14 protein-coding genes and 1 tRNA gene are annotated in these 19427 nt (G+C 65.5%); 10 read left to right on the top strand and 5 right to left on the bottom strand.

Annotated features, from left to right (window positions below):
- Positions 1-55: 55 nt before the first annotated feature.
- From GYH26_RS13000 to GYH26_RS12955, 10 genes are all read left to right on the top strand, one after another.
- Positions 56-126 (top strand) — tRNA-Gln (locus GYH26_RS13000).
- 97 nt (positions 127-223) lie between these two features.
- The gene (locus GYH26_RS12995) at positions 224-1174 is read left to right on the top strand and encodes a ribose-phosphate diphosphokinase (protein WP_012844904.1); all 951 of its coding nucleotides are present in this window, start codon (positions 224-226) and stop codon (positions 1172-1174) included.
- 27 nt (positions 1175-1201) lie between these two features.
- Positions 1202-1807, top strand: a complete 606-nt coding sequence (locus GYH26_RS12990) for a 50S ribosomal protein L25 (RefSeq protein ID WP_161542014.1) — start codon at positions 1202-1204, stop codon at positions 1805-1807.
- Positions 1808-1824: 17 nt separating this feature from the next.
- Positions 1825-2409 carry an aminoacyl-tRNA hydrolase gene (gene pth, locus GYH26_RS12985; protein ID WP_161542013.1) on the top strand — a complete coding sequence of 195 codons (585 nt, stop codon included), beginning with the start codon at positions 1825-1827 and terminating at the stop codon, positions 2407-2409.
- 146 nt (positions 2410-2555) lie between these two features.
- On the top strand, positions 2556-4652 hold the full coding sequence (locus GYH26_RS12980; protein ID WP_161542011.1) for a sodium-translocating pyrophosphatase: 2097 nt from the start codon (positions 2556-2558) through the stop codon (positions 4650-4652).
- Between the two features lie 66 nt (positions 4653-4718).
- On the top strand, positions 4719-5360 hold the full coding sequence (locus tag GYH26_RS12975; protein WP_161542010.1) for a DUF4230 domain-containing protein: 642 nt from the start codon (positions 4719-4721) through the stop codon (positions 5358-5360).
- Between the two features lie 84 nt (positions 5361-5444).
- Entirely contained in the window at positions 5445-7178 is a 1734-nt protein-coding gene (gene sucB, locus GYH26_RS12970) for a 2-oxoglutarate dehydrogenase, E2 component, dihydrolipoamide succinyltransferase (RefSeq protein WP_012844899.1), read from the top strand.
- 108 nt (positions 7179-7286) lie between these two features.
- The gene (locus GYH26_RS12965; RefSeq protein WP_161542009.1) at positions 7287-9173 is read left to right on the top strand and encodes a PAS domain-containing sensor histidine kinase; all 1887 of its coding nucleotides are present in this window, start codon (positions 7287-7289) and stop codon (positions 9171-9173) included.
- Entirely contained in the window at positions 9170-9625 is a 456-nt protein-coding gene (locus GYH26_RS12960) for a response regulator (RefSeq protein ID WP_014067873.1), read from the top strand. Before GYH26_RS12965 ends, GYH26_RS12960 begins: the two co-directional genes overlap by 4 nt.
- A gap of 2 nt (positions 9626-9627) precedes the next feature.
- On the top strand, positions 9628-11526 hold the full coding sequence (locus GYH26_RS12955) for a hybrid sensor histidine kinase/response regulator (protein WP_161542008.1): 1899 nt from the start codon (positions 9628-9630) through the stop codon (positions 11524-11526).
- 61 nt (positions 11527-11587) lie between these two features.
- On the opposite strand, the gene clpP is transcribed toward GYH26_RS12955, so the two are convergent.
- The 5 genes from clpP to GYH26_RS12930 form a co-directional block, all read right to left on the bottom strand.
- Complete coding sequence (clpP, locus tag GYH26_RS12950) at positions 11588-12346, bottom strand: ATP-dependent Clp endopeptidase proteolytic subunit ClpP (RefSeq protein WP_054685161.1); 759 nt, start codon at positions 12344-12346, stop codon at positions 11588-11590.
- A 55-nt stretch (positions 12347-12401) separates the two neighbouring features.
- Positions 12402-13754, bottom strand: a complete 1353-nt coding sequence (tig, locus tag GYH26_RS12945; RefSeq protein ID WP_161542007.1) for a trigger factor — start codon at positions 13752-13754, stop codon at positions 12402-12404.
- Positions 13755-13860: 106 nt separating this feature from the next.
- Entirely contained in the window at positions 13861-17097 is a 3237-nt protein-coding gene (locus GYH26_RS12940) for a peptidase MA family metallohydrolase (RefSeq protein ID WP_161542006.1), read from the bottom strand.
- Between the two features lie 74 nt (positions 17098-17171).
- Entirely contained in the window at positions 17172-18461 is a 1290-nt protein-coding gene (locus tag GYH26_RS12935) for an ABC transporter permease (protein ID WP_161542004.1), read from the bottom strand.
- Complete coding sequence (locus GYH26_RS12930; RefSeq protein WP_161542003.1) at positions 18454-19383, bottom strand: ABC transporter ATP-binding protein; 930 nt, start codon at positions 19381-19383, stop codon at positions 18454-18456. Before GYH26_RS12930 ends, GYH26_RS12935 begins: the two co-directional genes overlap by 8 nt.
- Between the last annotated feature and the right edge of the window lie 44 nt (positions 19384-19427).

Here is a 19427-nt window from a genome sequence, read left to right as displayed (position 1 = left end):
GCCCGAGGCGGGTTAACTTGTACATTCTCCGAAGCGTAGCCCGCCGGCGCTTCACTGCCCGGTCGTCTAACGGTAGGACAGCGGCCTTTGGAGCCGTATGTGGAGGTTCGAATCCTCCCCGGGCAGCACCAGCGCGCAGCCTGCTGCGTGGTTGTCTCCTGCACCGGCGGTGCAGGTTTTTTGTTGAAAACAAGCGACCCGGACACAAGCCCGTCCCTGCCCTATGCTACCGAGCTACCGGCACGAGCGCCCCATAGCCCTGTTTGCCGGACGATCGAATCCGGCGCTGGCCCGCCGCATCGCGGAGGCGTACGGTCAGGAACTGGGCCAGGTGACGATCAAGAATTTTTCAGACGGCGAGATCTACGTCCGCTACGAAGAATCCATCCGCGGCGCCGACCTCTTCATCATTCAGAGCACGCATCCCGGCGCCGAAAACTGGATCGAGCTGTTGCTCATGATCGACGCGGCGCGTCGGGCCTCGGCGGCGCGCATCACGGCCGTCATCCCGTACTTCGGCTATGCCCGCCAGGAGCGCAAAGACCAGCCGCGCGTGTCGATTGCCGCCAAGCTCATGGCCAACATGCTCACGACGGCGGGCATCGACCGACTGCTGACGATGGACCTGCACGCGCCGCAGATCCAGGGCTTCTTTGACGTGCCGGTCGATCACCTCTACGGATCGGCCGTCTTCGCCGAGTACGTGCAGCGGCTCAACATCCAGAACCTGGTGGTGGTGGCACCCGATGTGGGCGCGCTCAAAATGGCCCGCTCCTATGCGAAGCGGCTGCAGGCAGACCTGGCTCTGATCGACAAGCGCCGCCCCCGTCAGAACGAGGCGGAAGTGGTCAACATCATCGGCGAAGTCAAAGGCAAGAACGTCCTGCTCATCGACGACATCGTCGATACGGCCGGCACACTGACCAACGCCGCAAAGGCGCTTCGCGAGGCCGGCGCCCGGGAGATCTATGCGGCCTGCACGCACGCGCTGCTGTCCGGTCCGGCCTACGAGCGCATCGAGTCGTCGGTGCTTACCAAGCTGGTGGTTACCGACACGATCCCGCTCAAGCGACCCTCCGAGAAGATCGAGGTGGTCAGCGTGGCCGAAATCTTTGCCGATGCCATCCGGCGTATCTACACGGACGAGTCAGTTTCGACACTGTTTGTAGAATAACAACGCTAAACCGGTAGGATAGAAACCATGGCGACCATTACCATCGAGGCCAAACCGCGGGAGACCGGAAAGCGGGCTGCTCGGGCCATCCGGCGCGAGGGATGGGTTCCCTGCATTCTCTATGGCCACCACGTGGAGCCCGTTCCCTTCCAGATGCTCGAGTCGAAGCTCCGGCCGCTTATCTACACGACCGAAACGCACCTGGTGAAACTCCAGCTCAACGACAGGACCTGGGACTGCATCCTGAAGGATGTGGAGTTTCACCCGGTGACCGATCGGCCCCTGCACGCCGACTTCCAGGTGCTCCGGGCGGAAGAGAAGGTCACCGTGACGGTGCCGGTGCAGATCGTGGGCACGGCCATCGGCGTGCAGCGCGGTGGTGTGCTGCAGATCGTGACGCACGAGCTGGAGGTGACTTGCCTGCCCAAGGACATCCCCGCCCACATCGACATCGACGTCTCGAACCTGGACATCGGCGACGCGATCCACGTGGGCGACCTGCAGTTCGAAGGACTGGAGTTCGAGGACGCCCCGGACCAGACCGTGGTGGTCATCGCCGCGCCGCAGGTGGGTGGTGTGGAAACGGAAGGCGCGGAAGGTGAAGCCGAAGCGGGCACCGGGACGAGCGCCTGAGGCGGCCGGACGCATCCATGGCGGAACGCGCCCTGATCGTCGGGCTGGGCAACCCGGGACCCCGCTACGCGCACACCCGGCACAATGCCGGCTTCATGGTGGTCGATCGGCTGGCCGAGCGCTACGGTATCGCCTGGCGCTCGGAAAAGGGGCCGTCGCTGCTGGGATGGGGGCAGCTGGAAGGTTGTCCGGCCGGCCTGATGAAGCCGCTCACGTATATGAACCGGAGCGGGGCGGCCGTAGCCGAGGTGGTCCGCTACTACCGCATTCCGCTGGAGCGGTTGCTCGTCGTCTACGACGACATCCACCTGCCACCCGGGCGCATCCGACTGCGGCCCGGCGGTAGTGCAGGCGGACACAACGGCGTCGAGGATATCATCCGGGCACTGGGCACCACCGCCTTCCCGCGCCTGCGCATCGGCATCGGCAGCAACTTCGAACGCGGCCGCCAGGCCGATTACGTGCTCTCGCCGTTCACCGAGGAGGAGTGGCCCCTTATCGACGAGGCGCTCGAGCGGGCCTGCCGGGCCGCCGTCACGTTTGTCTGCGAGGGCATTGAGGCCGCCATGAATCGATACAACCGCATCGAAAATTCGCTGTAGGCAAAGTTTCACGCACTTTTTGCGGGGACTTGCCGGGCACTTTTCCTCAAAAAACAATGCAGCGTTGTAATTTCTGACGCGCCAACTTTTTTAAGTTGGGCACTTAGCATGATGCCGAAGCGAAAAGCCATCCGACGGAGACGCTTATGGAGATGCAGGTTACTTACCTTGTACCACTGGCCGGATTGCTCGCGCTGCTCTATGCTTTTGTCCGCACGCGCTGGATCAGCCGCCAGGATCCGGGCACGCCGGAGATGCAGCAGATCGCGGCGGCCATTGCGGAAGGCGCCCGCGCGTTTCTCCGGCGCGAGTACAGCGTGCTGAGCATTTTCGTGATCGTCGTGGCCATCCTCCTGGCCATTTTTAATGCACGGCAACCCGGTTCGTCCTGGCTGATCGCCCTTTCGTTTGTGGTGGGCGCGGTCTGCTCGGCCACGGCCGGCTTCATCGGCATGACCGTCGCCACGCGGGCCAACGTGCGCACGACGAACGCCGCCCGCACGGGACTGGGCCCGGCGCTCAATGTGGCCTTCTCGGGCGGACTGGTCATGGGCCTGAGCGTGGTGGGGCTGGGGCTGCTGGGACTCAGCCTGCTCTTTTTGCTCTATTCCGAAGTGCTGGCCTGGGACTACCTGAAGGTAGTCAACGTCATTTCCGGCTTTTCGCTGGGCGCCTCTTCGATCGCGCTGTTTGCCCGTGTGGGTGGCGGCATCTACACGAAGGCGGCCGACGTGGGCGCCGACCTGGCCGGTAAGGTGTACGAAGGCATTCCCGAAGACGACCCGCGTAACCCGGCCACGATTGCCGACAACGTGGGGGACAACGTGGGCGACGTGGCCGGCATGGGCGCCGACCTGTTCGAGAGCTACGTGGGTTCGATTATCGGTACGATCGTGCTGGGCGCCGCTTTCGTGCCGGTCTTTCAGCAGATGGACGGCGTGCATCCGTTGGCGGGTGTGCTCCTGCCCATGATTCTGGCCGGTGCCGGCATCATCGTGTCGATCATCGGGGCCTTCTTCGTGAAGGTCAAAGAGGGGGGCAACCCGCAGAAGGCGCTGAACCAGGGCGAATTCGGCGCCGCCTTTGTGATGGCCGTGCTCGCCTACTTCATCATTCAGTGGATGCTGCCCGATGCCTGGACGGCCGAAAGCCCGCTCATTCCGTTTGCGAACTACACGGCCACGGGTGTTTACTGGGCCGTGCTGATCGGACTGGTCGCCGGCGTGCTGATCGGACTGATCACCGAGTACTACACGTCCACGCACACCAAACCGACGCTGATCATCGCCCGCCAGAGTGTGACCGGTGCGGCCACGAACATCATCGCCGGCCTGAGTGTGGGCATGCTCTCGACCGGACTGCCGGCGGTGGTGCTGGCGCTGGGTATCATCGGGGCCTATTCGGCAGCCGGCCTCTACGGCATCGCCATCGCCGCGCTGGGCATGCTCTCGGTGACGGGCATCCAGCTCGCCGTGGACGCCTACGGGCCGATCTCGGACAACGCCGGGGGGATCGCCGAGATGGCACACCTGCCGCCGGAGGTGCGTGAGCGCACCGACAAGCTGGATGCCGTGGGCAACACGACGGCCGCCATCGGGAAAGGCTTCGCCATTGGCTCGGCCGCGCTGACGGCGCTGGCGCTGTTTGCCGCCTACATGCAGCAGGCGCACGTGCCCACGATCGACGTGTCGCAGCCGAACATTCTGGCCGGTGTGCTGCTAGGTGCCGTGCTGCCTTTCGTGTTCAGCGCGCTGGCCATGAGCGCCGTAGGCCGGGCCGCCTCGGACATGATCAAAGAAGTGGGCCGCCAGTTCCGGGAGATTCCGGGACTGCGCGAGGGCAAGGCCCGCGCTGAGTATGCCCGCTGCGTGGACATCTCGACGAAGGCCGCCATCCGCGAAATGATCCTGCCGGGCCTGCTGGCCGTGGCCGCACCGGTGGTGGTGGGACTGATCGACAAGAACATGCTGGGCGGCTTGCTGGCCGGGGTGACGGTCTCGGGCGTGCTGCTGGCCATCTTCCAGGCCAACGCCGGTGGGGCCTGGGACAACGCCAAGAAGCGGATCGAAGCCGGCATGGAAATCGACGGCGTCCAGTACGGCAAGGGCAGCGACGCCCACAAGGCGGCCGTGGTGGGCGATACGGTAGGCGATCCGCTGAAGGATACCTCGGGTCCGAGCCTGAACATCCTGATCAAGCTGATCGCCGTGGTGTCGCTGGTGATTGCGCCGCTTCTGGCCTGAAGCGAGAGAACCTGAACGCAAACCCGGCGTCTGCTTCAGGCGCCGGGTTTTTTGCTGAACGGTTCGATGCGAAGGTTGCGCTGGATCGGGATCGGGCTGCTGCTGGCCGGAAGCCTCTGGGCAGGTTACCGGCTCGGGCGCTGGTGGCAGCGCCTGCAACTGGAGGAAGTGGTGCGCCGGCGCGTTGTGACCACGGTGCAGCAGGAGGCGCCCGCTTCGTTTCTGGTGGTGGGGACGGCCACGGTGATGGTTACCGTGGAGGCCAGCAGCCACAAAGAGTGGCTGGGGATCGATCTGGGTACGACCACGGCGCGCGTGCGCGTGCCCGGCACCGTGCACTACGGGTTCGACGTACGGGCGCTGCGGCCGGAGATGATCCGGCTGCGTACGGATCGGGTCGTAGAAGTGGTCCTGCCGCCGCTGGCCGTTCAGGCCGTCGAGCCACAGCTGGAGGCCCTGGAAATCGAGACGCGGGTGGGCTGGGCGCGCCTCTACCGGAGTAGCGGTCGTCGCATGGAGCAGGAAGCGCTTCGCCAGGTCAATGCGGCGTTGCGTCGTCAGGCCGAGGCTTACCTGACCGACAGCCCGATGCCCCGTCACTATGCCGCCGCAGCGCTGCGGCGGCTTCTGGTCCCGGTGCTGGCGGCCGTCGGCATCGACTCGGTGCAGGTGGTGGCTACGCCTTCGCGAATTCTTGTTGAGGAATAGCCGCGTGTGCCTTTCCCATTTGAGGAAAGGGCTGCCTATATTACCGGACGTGCAGAAAACGAACAGTAAAGCCTTCAGATAGCCATGGCACGCGTCGAAGTGGTCATGCCCAAGATGGGCGAGAGCATTACGGAGGGGACGGTGGTGGCGTGGTTGAAGCAGCCGGGGGATCGGGTGGAGGCGGACGAGCCGTTGCTGGAGATTGGCACGGACAAGGTGGACACGGAGGTGCCGTCGCCGGCTTCGGGGGTGCTCAAGGAGATTCTGGTGCCGGAGGGCGAGACGGTGGCCGTCGGCACCGTCCTGGCCGTCATCGAAACGGAGGCGGAAGCGGCCGCCGAAGCGAAGCCAGCTGCGCCCGCGCCGGAAGCCGCCCCGGCTCCCGAAGCGCCGAAGACGGAAGCCGCTGCGCCGGAGCCTGAACCGAAGCCCGAGGCCGCACCGGAGGCGGGCGGCGAGATCGTCGAAGTGGTCATGCCCAAGATGGGCGAGAGCATTACGGAGGGGACGGTGGTGGCGTGGTTGAAGCAGCCGGGAGATCGAGTGGAGGCGGACGAGCCGTTGCTGGAGATCGGTACGGACAAGGTAGACACGGAGGTGCCGTCGCCGGCTTCGGGGGTGCTCAAGGAGATACTGGTGCCGGAGGGCGAGACGGTGGCCGTCGGCACCGTCCTGGCCCGCATTGCGACGGGCGCTCCGGCCGCCGCCGTGCCGCAGCAGCCGGCTACGCAGCCGACCGCTGCACCGGAACCGAAGCCCGAACCCGCACCGACCCCTGCGCCGCAACCGGCGCCTGCAGGCGACGGCGCTCCGGCCGCCGGACCGATCCCGCGCCGGGGACCGGACGGCCGCTTCTACTCGCCGCTGGTGCGCTCCATTGCGGAAAAGGAAGGGCTGACGCCCGAAGAGCTGGCCGCCATCCCGGGCAGCGGGCGCGGTGGCCGCGTCACGAAACAGGACGTGCTCCAGTACCTGGAGCAGCGGCGGCAGCGCGTGCAGCAACCGGCCGCGCGTCCTGCCGAGCCCCGTCCGGCGGCGCCTCCGAAACCGGAGCGTCCCGCAGCGCCGCGTCCGGCCCCGCAGGTAGTGACGGGCACCCAGGAAGGCCGCGTCGAGATCATCGAGATGGATCGGATGCGGCAGCTCATCGCCGAGCACATGATCCGCTCGAAACGCACCTCGGCCCACGTGACTTCGTTTGCCGAGGTGGACGTGACGAACCTGGTGCGCGTGCGGGAGCGCAACAAGGAACGCTTCGAGCAGCGCGAGGGCGTCCGGTTGACCTATCTTCCCTTCTTCGTGCAGGCCGTCGTCGAGGCGCTGAAGGAGCATCCGCTGTTGAACGCTTCGGTCGAGGGCACCCGGATTATCGTCAAAAAAGATTACCACATCGGCATTGCCGTCGCGCTGGGCACGACGGGCCTGGTGGTGCCGGTCATTCGAGATGCCGGACAGAAGAACCTGGTCGGTCTGGCCCACGCCATCGCCGATCTGGTGCAGCGTGCCCGCAACAAGCAGCTGCAGCCCGACGAATTGCAGGGTGGCACCTTCACGATCACGAACGTGGGCTCGCTGGGCTCCCTGATGGGCACGCCCATCATCAATCAGCCCCAGGTGGCCATCCTGGCGACAGGGGCCATCAAGAAGCGGCCGGTGGTGATCGAGCACCCCGAACTCGGCGACGTGATCGCCATCCGCCACATGATGTATCTGTCGCTTTCCTACGACCATCGGATCATTGACGGGGCCATGGCGGCCTCCTTCCTGCGCAAGGTGACGGAAGGGCTCGAGTCGATCGATCCGAACCTGGAGCTGTAGGCCGGCTGTCAACACTTGTTAACGGATCATTACATTCCGGCCGGGTGGATTTGACCCGCTGCAGCGTTAGTTTCGGGAGTTCAATCGCTGTGCGGGAGGCCCGGACCTATGGAGCAAGCCGTTGCCCGGCCGTCGTGGCTCCAGCATCTGCCGGTGGCGGCAGCGCTGATAGATGAAACCCTCCGCTACCGGGCGGTCAATGCCCGGTGGTGCCGGACGTTCGCCCTGGCGGCCAACGAGGTGGTGGGAAGGGCGCACGTGGAGCTTTTTGAGGAGGACGGAGGATACTGGACGCAGGCACTCCGGCGTGTGCTGCAGGGGGCGGTGGTGGAGGGCGAAGAAATGCTCCTGAAACGCCGCGATGGCCCCGCCTTCTGGGTACGCTGGTGGGGGCAGATCTGCCCGCTGGAACGGCAACGTGGTGTGATCCTGGTGTTCGAGGATCAAACGGAAATGCATCGGACGCGCGAAGCGCTGGAGGCTTCCCGGCGACTGCTGACACGTGTACTGTCCTGCTCGCTGGAAGGCATCATGGTGCTGCGGCCGGTGTATCAGCCGGACGGAGAGGTGGCCGACTTCGTCTGGTTGCTGGCCAACCCGCGCGCCCACGCGCTCCTACGGCGGTCGGAGCTGGAAGGCCGGCGGCTGCGCGAAGTGCTCCCCGAGGCGACGCTGCCGGGCTTTTTCGAAGCGTGCGTGCAGGTGGTACAACGAGGCGAGCCGCTGCGACGGACCTTCTGTCTGAAACAGACCGACCGCTCCCTGTGGCTTGAAATGGCGGCCACCCGTCTCGATGAAGGGGTGGCCGTCATCTTTCGGGACGTGACCGAGGCCCGCGAAGCCGAGGCTAAACTGCGTGAGCGCGAGCAACTCTTCCGGCTGCTGGCCGAAAACATGACCGATCTGGTGGCGCTGCACGACGCCGAAGGACGCGTCGTGTACGTCAGCTCCTCGGCCGAACGCATTGTGGGCTATGCGCCGGAAGAGCTGATCGGCCATCGGCTTGAGGAGTTCTGGCATTCGGAGGATCGCAAACGCCTGCCTTCGCTACCGGAGCAGGCTGGCGAAGAGGACCATCCGGGCGTGCTGGTCTATCGTTTCCGGCACAGGCAGGGCGGCTATCGGTGGCTGGAGACGCACGTGCGGGCCATCCGCGACGCAACCGGACGGCTGGTGCAGCTCCAGACCAGCTCGCGTGACGTGACCGATCGTGTGGAGGCCGAGCAGGCGCTGGCCCGCTCCAACGAAACGCTCCAGCAGCGCAATCGCGAACTGCAGGACTTCGCCTACATCGCCTCGCACGACCTGCAGGAGCCGCTGCGCAAGGTGCGGGCCTTTGCCGAGCTGCTGAAAGAGGAGTACGAATCGGTGCTGGACGACGAGGGACGCTACTACCTGGATCGCATGCAGGATGCCGCTCAGCGCATGTCCCGGTTGATCGAAGATCTGCTTACTTTCTCGCGCGTGACGACGCAGGCGCGGCCCTTCGAACGCGTCGATCTGCATGCGATCCTCGAACAGGTGCTGGCCGATCTGGAGGTGCGCATTGCCGAAACCGACGCGCAGGTGCACGTCGAAGGCCACTGGCCCGTCGTGGAAGCCGATCCCACGCAGATGCGCCAGCTGCTGCAGAACCTGATCGGCAACGCGTTGAAGTTTCATCATCCCGAACGCACGCCCGAGGTCTGGCTCCGTGCGCGTCTGGAGGAGACGCCTTCGGGCACGCAATGTGTGATCGAGGTCCAGGACAACGGGATCGGTTTTGACGAGAAGTATCTGGATCGTATCTTTTCTCCGTTCCAGCGGTTGCACGGCCGGGGCCGTTATGCCGGAACGGGTATGGGGCTGGCCATCTGTCGTCGGATCGTCGAGCGGCACCACGGGCAGCTTACCGCCCGGAGTCGCCCCGGTGAGGGAGCTACGTTCATCGTGCAGCTCCCCCTGACGCAGCCGCCGGACGTCGTGCCACCGCCATCTTCGACCACCCACGCATGAACAACCCCGAACCCGTTGTCATTCTGCTGGCCGACGACGACCCCGACGATCGGCTGCTGACGATCCGGGCGCTCAAACGCAGCCGCCTCCGCAACGAGATCTACACGGTGGAGGATGGCGAGGAGCTGATGGATTACCTCCACCGGCGGGGGCCCTATGCCGATCCGCAGCGCTCGCCGCGTCCGGGGCTGATCCTGCTGGACCTGAACATGCCCCGCAAGGACGGCCGGGAAGCCCTCCAGGAGATCAAGTCCGATCCGGTGCTCCGCCGGATCCCCGTGGTTGTGCTGACCACCTCGAACGCCGAAGCCGACATCCTGCGCAGCTACGATCTGGGCGTCAACGCCTTCATCACCAAGCCGGTAACCTTCGAAGAACTGGTGCACGCACTCCAGGTGCTGGGCGACTTCTGGTTTGAGATCGTGCGGCTTCCTTCCGTGGACGAGACCTGACCATGGCGACGCCGCTGGACATCCTGCTGGTCGAGGACGACGAGGACGACTATCACATCGTACGCCGCCTGCTGAGCCGGGCGACGACCATTCAATGCACGCTGCACTGGCGGGCCAGCTACGAAGACGGGCTGGCGGCCCTCCGGGCGCGCCCTTTCGACGTGTGTCTGGTAGACTACCGGCTGGGAGCGCACGACGGGCTGTCGTTGCTCCGCACGATCCGCAACGAAGGACTCACGCTTCCGGTGATTCTACTGACCGGCCAGGGCGACCTGCAGGTGGACCTCGAAGCGATGGCGGCCGGCGCCTGGGACTACCTGATCAAAGGACAGATCGACGCGCAGCAACTGGAGCGCTCGATCCGCTATGCCGTCGAGCGTCACCGGGCCGAGGAGCGCATCCGCGAGCAGGCCGCGCTGCTGGACGCCGCCCGGGACGTGATCATGGCCGTCGATCTGGACGGACACGTCATCTACTGGAACCGCAGCGCCGAGCAACTTACCGGCAAACCCGCCGTCGCGGTGCAGGGACGGCCGGTGCCGGAGGTGCTGGACGGCATCGATGCTGCGCTGCTGCAGGAAGCCATGCAGGCGGTGCAGACCGACGGCGTCTGGAACGGTGAGCTGCGCGTGCACCGGCACAACGGCGAGGATCGCCTGCTGGAGAGCCGATGGACGCTGGTGCGCGATGCCTACGGCCGGCCGCGTTCGGTGCTGATCATCGGTACCGACGTGACGGAGCGCCGCCAGCTCGAGCAGCAATTCCTCCGGGCGCAGCGCATGGAGAGCATCGGGCGTCTGGTCAGCGGCATGGCGCACGACCTGAACAACCTGTTCGTGCCCATCCTGCTGGGCGTGCGCATGCTTGCGCAGAACACGCTCGATCCTGAAAAGCGGGGACGGGCGCTGGGCATGATCCAGCGCAGCGCCGAGCGCGGCGCCGACCTGGTGCGTCAGGTGCTGGCCTTCGCCCGGGGCGTGGAAGGCGAGCGCGTCCCCCTCGACGTGCGCACCATCGTGCAGGAAGTCGCCCATCTGCTCCGTGAAACTTTCCCCAGCACGATCCGCATCGAAACGCGACTGGATGACGAACTCTGGCCCGTGCAGGGCGATGCCACACAGCTCCAGCAGGTGCTGATGAACCTGTGCGTCAATGCCCGCGACGCCATGCCCGAAGGCGGACAGTTGCTGCTGTCCGCCGAGAACGTCGAAGTGGACCCGCACTACGCCCGGCGCGTGCTGGAGGCGCGTCCGGGACCGTACGTCTGCCTGACGGTCAGCGATACAGGCGTGGGCATCCCGCACGATATTCTCGACAAGATCTTCGAGCCGTTCTTCACGACCAAGCCGGTCGGTAAGGGCTCCGGGCTGGGGCTTTCGACCGTATACAGCATTGTGCGCAGCCACGGTGGCTTCGTCAACGTTTACAGCGAGCCGGGACGGGGCTCGACGTTCCGGGTCTACCTGCCGGCCGCGCCCGAAGCCCGCGCCGCGGAGGCCGCCGTGGAGGTGCCGACCTACCGGGGGGCCGGCGAAAGCGTGCTCCTCGTCGACGACGAGCCGTTCGTGCTGGAGGCCGCCCGCGAGGCGCTGGAGCAACTGGGTTACCGCGTCTATACGGCCACGCAGGGCCGGGAGGCGCTCGAGCAACTGGAGGCGCACGCTTCGGAAATTCGCGCAGTCATTACCGACCTGGTGATGTCCGAGATGGACGGACTGGCGCTGATCCGGGCGATCCGGGAGCGCCGGCCGGACGTGCCCGTTGTGGCCTCCAGCGGGCTTCATGGTGGACGAGCCGAGGCGGCCCGACAGGCGGGAGCGCACGCCTTTCTGTACAAACCCTACACCGCTGAGAAGCTGGCGGCCGTGTTGCACCAGGTCCTGCACGAGGCACGCGCCTGAAAAAAGAAAACGGCCTGCTCCGGAGAGCAGGCCGTCGTGGCCATGACGAAGGAGGCGAAGCCTATGCGTCCTTGTCTTTGTCTTTTCCTTTGTCCTTGTCGCCCGAAGCCTGGCCGTCCGGCGACGGGAAGAAGCCGCGCCGGGGCGTGAGCACGTTGTCGACCAGACCGTATTCCTTGGCTTCCTGGGCGCTGAGCCAGAAGTCGCGATCGACGTCCTGGGCGATCCGTTCCTTGGGCTGGCCCGTGTGGAAGGCCAGGATCTCGTTCAGACGCTCCCGCATCTTGAGGATCTCGCGGGCGTGAATTTCGATGTCGGTCGCCTGGCCCTGCACGCCGCTCATCCAGGGCTGGTGGATCATAATGCGGGAGTTGGGCAGCGCCGCCCGTTTGCCCTTGACCCCGGCCGCCAGCAGCACGGCGCCCATCGAGGCGGCCAGCCCCACGCAGATCGTGGCCACCGGCGGGGCCACGTACTGCATCGTGTCGTAGACGGCCAGGCCGCTGTCGATGGAGCCGCCCGGCGAGTTGATGTAGATGTTGATGTCACGCTCCGAGTCCTCGCTGGCCAGCCAGAGCAACTGGGCCACGACCAGGTTGGCGATCTGGTCGTTGATCGGCGTGCCGATGATCACGATCCGCTCCTTGAGCAGGCGGCTGAAGATGTCGTAGGCGCGCTCCCCGCGCGTGGTCTGTTCGATCACAATGGGAACCAGCGCGCCGACCGGATACTGCTGGAACGGCCCGCTGTAGATCCCGGAGGGGAGCGTCAGACTCCGCGAGAACTTCAGAAAATCCTCTACAAGCTTACGGTCGGACATTGCTGTCGGGTCAGGTTTGCGGACGTTGGACAGGCATTCGGTCCTACCGAACGCTTCACTCAGGGTTCCGGGCCTCGGCGCTTTCCCGCTGCGCCTTCAGGCGTTCGATGTACGCCTCCCGGTCCAGGTCTTCCAGTTTGAACTGCTCGGCGAGCGTGTCGAACACCTTCTGGTGCAGCAGGCGGCTGCGTACCTGGCCCATCAGGCCCGGGATCGATTCGTAAAACTGACGCAACTGCTCGGCGCTCAGCCCGCTTTCGGGATCGGCCTGCTTTTCAAAGAAGGCCTGGATGTCTTCTTCGGTGACCTCGATGCCGAAGGTCTCGACCACTTTGTCGAAGATGAACTTCCAGCGGGCCTGCTGCTCGGCCAGCGCTCGGTTGGCATGGCGGAAGGCCGTCTCGTCGAAGTCTTCGGGAAGCCGGCCGTTGTTGCGCTGACGTACGTCCTCCACGAATTCATCCAGCACCATCTCCACCGCGGATTCCGGCACCGGAATCGGGTGCAGCGTCAGCAGCCGGTGCATGATTTCCTGCTCCAGCAGCTCGCGGGATTCCTGATCCCAGCGGGCCTGCAGCTCTTTGCGGACCAGCTCGCGCAGGCCGGCTTCGTCGGAGACCTGTCCGCGCGAGATCTTCTGGATGAACTCGGCATCGAGGGCGGGCAGTTCACGCCGCTTGGTCTCCCGCACGCGCACCTCGTAGCGGTGCGTGTGGGCCGGCTCGCCGGCTTCTTCGTCGCCGTGTGGCAGATCGACCCGTACCGTCTCGCCCGCTTTTTTGCCCAGCAATGCCTGGCGCAGCTCCTCGCGCAGCCGCGGATCGTCGAGAAAGAACGAGACGCCTTCTTCTTTTTCGCCGATGATGGGCGTGCCCGTCGCCTCGTCGAGCCGCTGCAGATCGACGACGGCGTAATCCTCGGCGCCCAGCGGCGTATCGGCCGGGAGGTCGACCAGTTCGGCCTCTTCCTTCTGCAGGCGCTTGATTGTTTCCTCGACCTCTTCGTCGGTGACCTGGTGGACCAGGTGCGGGATGGTTTCCTGGTCGAGTGGTTTCAGCTCGAATTCGGGCCGCACGCCGAAGCGCAGCACCGCGTGCAGGTCTGCGTCCGGTTTGTAGTCGAGGCGCAGCACGCGGGGCCGGCCGATCACCCTGTAGGTGCCGGGTTCGAGCACGGCCTGCTCGAGCGCCTCGCGGATTTTGCGCTCGGCCAGCTCCAGGGCTACCTCGTCGCCGTAAAGCTTTTTCACCAGCGACAGCGGCGCCTTACCAGGACGGAACCCTTTGAGCGGCACGCGGGCGCGGATCTGGCGCAGGAGCCGATCCAGTTCGGGTTGCAGTTCTTCGGCGGGAACGTGCAGGGTCAGTTCGTACTCGACCGAGCTGATCTCTTTGATTTCGGTTTGCATGCTGTGACAGGATTGCGCTACCGGGATCGCTTAAAAAAACCGCCGACCGTTCCGGTCGGCCGCTTGCAGCCCCCTTTAAATCGGGGGATTTATCCCGGGTTCCGTCTCAAAAATCAAGACCTACCGAGAAATAGAACCGTCGGTGGAGGAAGCGGCGGCCGTCGAAGGGCCAGGCGAAGTCGAAGCGGAACGGAAAGCCGAGGAGGATGGTGCGCAGCCCCAGGCCACCGGCCACGCGCAGGTCGTCGAGCACCTGGCGGCCGTGTTCGTCGCGCCGGAAGAGGTTCAGGCGGCGGTTCGAGGGGCTTCCCCACACGGCCCCCGCGTCCAGGAAGGCCGTGCCCTGCAGGTTGTAAAGCGGGAGGATGGGAAGCGGACCCGGCAGCAGAGCGGCGACCAGCGGGAAGCGGAATTCGGCATTGAACAGGCCGAAGTAGGGGCCTTTGAGCGTGTTGATGTCGGTGGCGCGCAGCGGAAGGACTGGCGTGGCAAAGACGAAGTCGGTCAGGTCTTCGATCGGGAAGCTGTCGAAGCGACGGTTGATCCAGTTTTCCACCCCGGCCGAGTAGAAGAGCTGGGGATTCGGTCCGAACGAAGCGCCGCCGGCCAGTCGGAAGGCGAAACTGTAGAGTCCGCGGCCGAACGAAGTGTAGGTGCGCGCGTCGGCCAGCAGCGTCACGAAGCGGATCTGGCGGCCGTAGAGCAGGTTGCCGGGGCTTCCGGAGAGCTGCAGGGCCAGCCGATGGCCGCCGATGGGTGCCAGCAGTCCCGGCACGCTCACGTCGCGCGTGTAGGTGAGGGACGGATAGAAGAGCGTGCGCGTGACCGGGGGCCGCGCCAGGTTGCCGATGTCGGTCTGGTTGACGCCCATGTAGGCCAGGCCGAGGTCGAAGCGCTCGAATTTGTTGAGCGGGTAGCTGGCGCTGAGGTTCAACCCGTAGTGCCGGTAGCGGTAGAGCGTGCGCAGCGCGTAGTCCGGAAGCAGCCGGGCCACGTGGTAGACGGCCACCGTCCAGTCGGTACGGCGCGGCAGGTAGCTGTAGGCGATGAGGTAGTCGGAGTTGCGCAGGTCCACGAGCAGGTTTGTGGCGGCCCAGATGCGGTGGTTGCCCAGCATGTCGCTGAACATCATCTGGGTGACGCTCTGCACGCCATAGAGCATGTCGTAGCCGGCAGCGCCATAGACCAGATCGGGCGTGAAGTAGAGGCGGTACCGCCGGGGACGGTAGCGGCCGCTTTCGTCCACGTTGTCTTTCGGTGCGAAGGGATCCGCATTGTAGTAGGAAGGTGTGGCCCGGGGCGGACGCGCCTCGTCGAAGGCCGAGCTGAACACGTAGTTGCGGAAGTCCACGCGGAGCGTGCCGTAATGCGTGGAGTCGGGCGCCTCGCCGTGGCCGTTGGTGCCGTTGCTGCCGGCGGGTTCGGAGGCGGCCAGCAGGAGGCCGGACGGCGGCGTCGTGTGGCTGGCATCGCGCAGGAAGGGGTTGCGCTGGCGTAGCGCTTCGGAGGCCAGCGCCAGCGCCGGAGCCGGCTGAGATGGCTGGCGCAAACGCCGCTGGGCCCAGACGGTGGGCGCCAGCGTGTCGGTCTCCAGACGGCGCTCAAAGGGGTTCTTGATGAGGTAGATCGAAGGAACGCCGTCGCGCAGGCTGACCACGGCCGCTTTGTGGCCGTCGGCTGAGAGCGAGACCTGCTGGATGCCCATGACCACGTCGGTCAACGGCCGCTCGGCTCCGGTGCGCAGGTCTTTTTCGTACAGGTTGGGAATGCCGTTGCGGTCCGAGATGAACAGCAGCCGATCCGAGTCGTTGCCGAAGCGTCCGCTCCGGTCGTCCCAGGGTTCGGTGGTGGTCAGTCGTTCGATGCGCACTGGATCGAGATGCAGCAGGTAGAGGTCGTAGCCGCGCGAGATCCGTGCGGTCAGGTCGAACTGACCGGCCTGGTAGCGTCCGGGCTCGACGTAGGGCCCCCGGTCGCTGTGAAACACGAGCGCCCGGCCGTCAGGCCGCCAGGCGGGTTCGTGGTCACTGAAGACGTCGTTCGTGTAGTTGATCGTCGCGCCGGTCTGCAGGTCCAGCACGTAGATGTCGCTCTGAGCCCGTTGCGTTCCGGCGAAGGCGATCCGGCGGCCGTCCGGACTCCAGGCCAGCGACAGGATCTGCTCGACGCCCGGGATGCGGTAGCGCACGTGCGCGCCGGTCTCGACGTTGATCACCGCGATGGCGTCGGTGGGACCGCTCTTGACGGCCAGCGCCAGAAAGCGGCCGTCCGGGCTCCAGGTCAGGCCGGGCGTCAGGATGCGCAGGCTCTCGAAGTCGGGGCTGGTCTGGCCCGCCACCAGCCGGCGCAGGATCTTGCCGTCGTTGGCGCTGGCCAGGTACACGTCGAACAGGCCGTTGCGCGTCGTGATGAAGGCGATGCGGTCGCCCTGAGGCGAGAGGGCCGGACTCGTGTTGTAGTAGCCCGCGTTGCGGGCCGTGAGCAGCGGTCGGCCGATGTCGTCGAGCTGCTCGCGGGCGGTCAGTTCCGGATAGTAGATCTCGCGCAGCGCCTTGTGCCAGCGCTCCGAGAGTTCGCGCAGCGAGAGGCCCGTCGCCTGTCGGATGCCGGCCTCCACCGAGTGCGTCAGACGCACGCGCTGGAGGATCTCGGCGATCTTTTCGCGGCCGTACTGCTCGGCGATGTAGTCCCAGACGCTCTGGCCGCCCCGGTAGGCGAAGTAGCCCGACAGGTAGGGGATCGAATCGAGGTGATCGTTCAGGATCGCCTCGCGCACGTACATGTCGGAGTTCGTGTCCCAGCCCAGCGCGGCGTATTCGGCCAGCCCCTCGTTGAACCAGAGCGGCAGCACCAGTTGCAGGTTGTTCTGGAGAATGGATTGCAGCGAGCCGCCGTAGAACATGTCGTTCAGTACGGCATGGACCAGCTCGTGGTGAACCACCCGGCGGTAGTCCCGGTAGTCGCCCATGAAGGGCACGGCGATCCGGTTCTTGTACAGTTCCGTGACGCCTCCGATGCCCTCGCTGTAATCCGGCAGATCGACCGCGTTCGTGACGGTGAAATCGTGATGGCTCTGATAGACCAGAATGGGAATGCGGCCGGAAAGCTCATACTGAAACAGCTCGACCAGCTCCTGATAGGCGGCTTCGGCGGCTTCGGCCGTGAAGCTGGCCAGCTCGTAGCCGCCTTCGTAGTAGTAGATGTCGAAGTGTTGCGACTGGATGTAGTACCAGGTGGGCGTCCGGTAGTGGACTTTGTTTTTGCCGAAGCGGAAGTACTGCGCCTGTGCGGCCGGCATGGCCGAAGCAAACAGCAGCAACCCCACAAGACATCCGAGCCGCATGGCAGCCAGCGAGAAGGGTGGCGAAGGCCCCTTCCGTTGTAGGACGGCCCGATCGTTAAGTTCCGTTGAACCGGTCAGGCCCGGATCCACCGCAGCAGCTCGCGCAGCGAGGGCTTCTGGCCGTAGGACAGAATGCCGATGCGGTAAATGCGGGCGCTGATCCAGATGGCCCCCAGAAAACCCGCCACCAGCAGCAGGTAGGCCAGCACGGCCTCCCACAGCGCCGCACTGCCGATGGCAATGCGCACGATCATCAGGATCGGCGAAAAGAACGGGAACAGCGACAGCCCGACCGACAGCGGGGCGCCGGGGTTTTCGATGACGTAGGTAATGAACAGAATGGGAATCACGATCAGCAGCATGAGCGGCAGCATGAGGCTCTGGGCGTCCTGCTGCTGCTCGACGGCCGAGCCAACGGCCGCAAACAGGCTGGAGTACATCAGGTAGCCGCCCAGGAAGAACAGCACGAACCAGACGATCAGCAGGGGATCGATGGGCGGCAGCGTGATGTTGGCCGCCTGCAGCAGCTCCTGGGTGGAGGCGTTGGCCGGCAGGTTGAGCTGCTGGGGATCGAGAAAATGGGCGATGATGGGGCCGGCCGCCATGGTGCCGGCCACCAGCAGCAAGCCCCAGAGCACGAACTGCACAAGGCCCATCGCGCCGATGCCCAGCACCTTGCCCATCAGGAGTTGAAACGGCCGGACCGAGGAGACGATCAGCTCGATCACGCGGCTGGATTTTTCTTCGATGACCCCCTGCATGACCAGGCTCCCGTAGGCCAGCGTGGCGCCGTAGATGATGAAGCCCATCAGGTAGCCGATGATGGAGAAAAACACGGTGCCGTCGGCTTCGGTGCCGGTCTCCGACAGGCGGTACTGGCGCAGCGGAACCTCGGCGCGGAGGGCGGCCACCAGTTCGGGCGGCACCTGCAGGCGCTCGAGCCGGACGTCCCGCACGGCCCGGTTGATCAGACGCTCGACCTGGCTCTGAAAGCTCAGCCCGAGGCTTTTCTCGACGTAGAGTTCGGCCGCGACGTCGCCTTCGACCAGGGCGGCCGGCAGGATCAGGTACCCGTCGTAGCGTCCCTGCAGAACGGCCGCCTGCAGCGAGTCGAGCGGCAGCGTCACGGCTTCCAGGTGCAGCGTGGCCGGGGCGCGCTCCTGCATGCGCGGCAGCAACATGCCGGTGGAATCGACCACGGCCAGATGACGCGAGGCGTCGCGACTGCCCAGATAGCCGATCAGGGCGGGTAGCAGCGCTATGGCCAGCAGAAGGATCGGCGCCAGCAGCGTGGTCAGCAGAAACGCGCGCGTGCGCACGCGCCGAAGAAATTCGCTCTGCAGAACGATCCAGATCTTATCCATGGGACGACGTAGCCGAAGCGGATGGTGAACCGACAACCTGCTTGAAGATCTCGGTCAGTGGCGGCTCGCTCACCTCGAAGCGGTACAGCTCGCGCACATGAGACAGGGCGGCTTCCAGGACCCGGCGGGGCGGCGTGCCGTTGCAGAGGGCCAGCTCGACGCGATGGTTCGTCCGGTTGATCAGCCGAATGGCGCCTTCCCGGGCCAGCGCGTCGAGAAACGCGCCGTCGCCGTCGAATTCCATGACGACGGTGTTGCGGCCGAAGCGCTGCTTGACCTCGCGCAGCGAGCCGGCAAGCAGAATGCGGCCCCGGGCAATCAGGCAGATGTCGTCGCAGAGCTGCTCGACCTGCTCCATGTGGTGCGAGGCGAACAGGATGATGCGGCCGGCCTCTTTCAGCTCCAGCACGATGTCTTTGAGCAGTTCCGCATTGATCGGGTCCAGCCCGCTGAACGGCTCGTCCAGAATGAGCAGGCGGGGCTGGTGCTGGACGGCCGCAATGAACTGCAGCTTCTGCTGCATGCCCTTCGAGAGCGCCTCGGTCTTGTGATGGCGCCAGCGGGCCAGATCGAACCGCTCCAGCCAGGCGCGGGCCCGGCGGCAGGCTTCCATCAGCGAAAGACCCTTCAGGCGGCCGAAGTACACGAGCTGCTCTTCCACCCTGAGCTTGCGGTAGAGGCCGCGTTCTTCGGGCAGGTAGCCCATGAGCGCCTGGCTCCAGGGACCGACGGGCCGCCCGTCGAAAAGAATGCGCCCTTCGTCGGGCAGCAGAATGGCGGCGATCATCCGGATCGTGGTCGTTTTGCCGGCGCCGTTCGGTCCCAGCAGGCCCAGAATGCGGCCGGGTGCGGCGGTGAACGAAGCCCGGTCAACCGCCACGGTGGACCCGTAGCGTTTCGTGACCTGATCGACAACAAGCATGGATCGGTCGATTGATTTCGAACGGTCGTTGATACGAGGGCCGA

It is taken from the genome of Rhodothermus marinus, assembly GCF_009936275.1.
Classification (GTDB): Bacteria; Bacteroidota; Rhodothermia; order Rhodothermales; family Rhodothermaceae; genus Rhodothermus; species Rhodothermus marinus_A.
This window is presented reverse-complemented; position numbering and strand designations above follow the sequence as displayed.

Bases quoted from the DNA above. Each gene is read 5' to 3' on its own strand.
- GYH26_RS12995 (WP_012844904.1), top strand. From the start codon at position 224: ATGCTACCGAGCTACCGGCACGAGCGCCCCATAGCCCTGTTTGCCGGA.
- GYH26_RS12990 (WP_161542014.1), top strand. From the start codon at position 1,202: ATGGCGACCATTACCATCGAGGCCAAACCGCGGGAGACCGGAAAGCGG.
- pth (WP_161542013.1), top strand. From the start codon at position 1,825: ATGGCGGAACGCGCCCTGATCGTCGGGCTGGGCAACCCGGGACCCCGC.
- GYH26_RS12980 (WP_161542011.1), top strand. From the start codon at position 2,556: ATGGAGATGCAGGTTACTTACCTTGTACCACTGGCCGGATTGCTCGCG.
- GYH26_RS12975 (WP_161542010.1), top strand. From the start codon at position 4,719: ATGCGAAGGTTGCGCTGGATCGGGATCGGGCTGCTGCTGGCCGGAAGC.
- sucB (WP_012844899.1), top strand. From the start codon at position 5,445: ATGGCACGCGTCGAAGTGGTCATGCCCAAGATGGGCGAGAGCATTACG.
- GYH26_RS12965 (WP_161542009.1), top strand. From the start codon at position 7,287: ATGGAGCAAGCCGTTGCCCGGCCGTCGTGGCTCCAGCATCTGCCGGTG.
- GYH26_RS12960 (WP_014067873.1), top strand. From the start codon at position 9,170: ATGAACAACCCCGAACCCGTTGTCATTCTGCTGGCCGACGACGACCCC.
- GYH26_RS12955 (WP_161542008.1), top strand. From the start codon at position 9,628: ATGGCGACGCCGCTGGACATCCTGCTGGTCGAGGACGACGAGGACGAC.
- clpP (WP_054685161.1), bottom strand. From the start codon at position 12,346: ATGTCCGACCGTAAGCTTGTAGAGGATTTTCTGAAGTTCTCGCGGAGT.
- tig (WP_161542007.1), bottom strand. From the start codon at position 13,754: ATGCAAACCGAAATCAAAGAGATCAGCTCGGTCGAGTACGAACTGACC.
- GYH26_RS12940 (WP_161542006.1), bottom strand. From the start codon at position 17,097: ATGCGGCTCGGATGTCTTGTGGGGTTGCTGCTGTTTGCTTCGGCCATG.
- GYH26_RS12935 (WP_161542004.1), bottom strand. From the start codon at position 18,461: ATGGATAAGATCTGGATCGTTCTGCAGAGCGAATTTCTTCGGCGCGTG.
- GYH26_RS12930 (WP_161542003.1), bottom strand. From the start codon at position 19,383: ATGCTTGTTGTCGATCAGGTCACGAAACGCTACGGGTCCACCGTGGCG.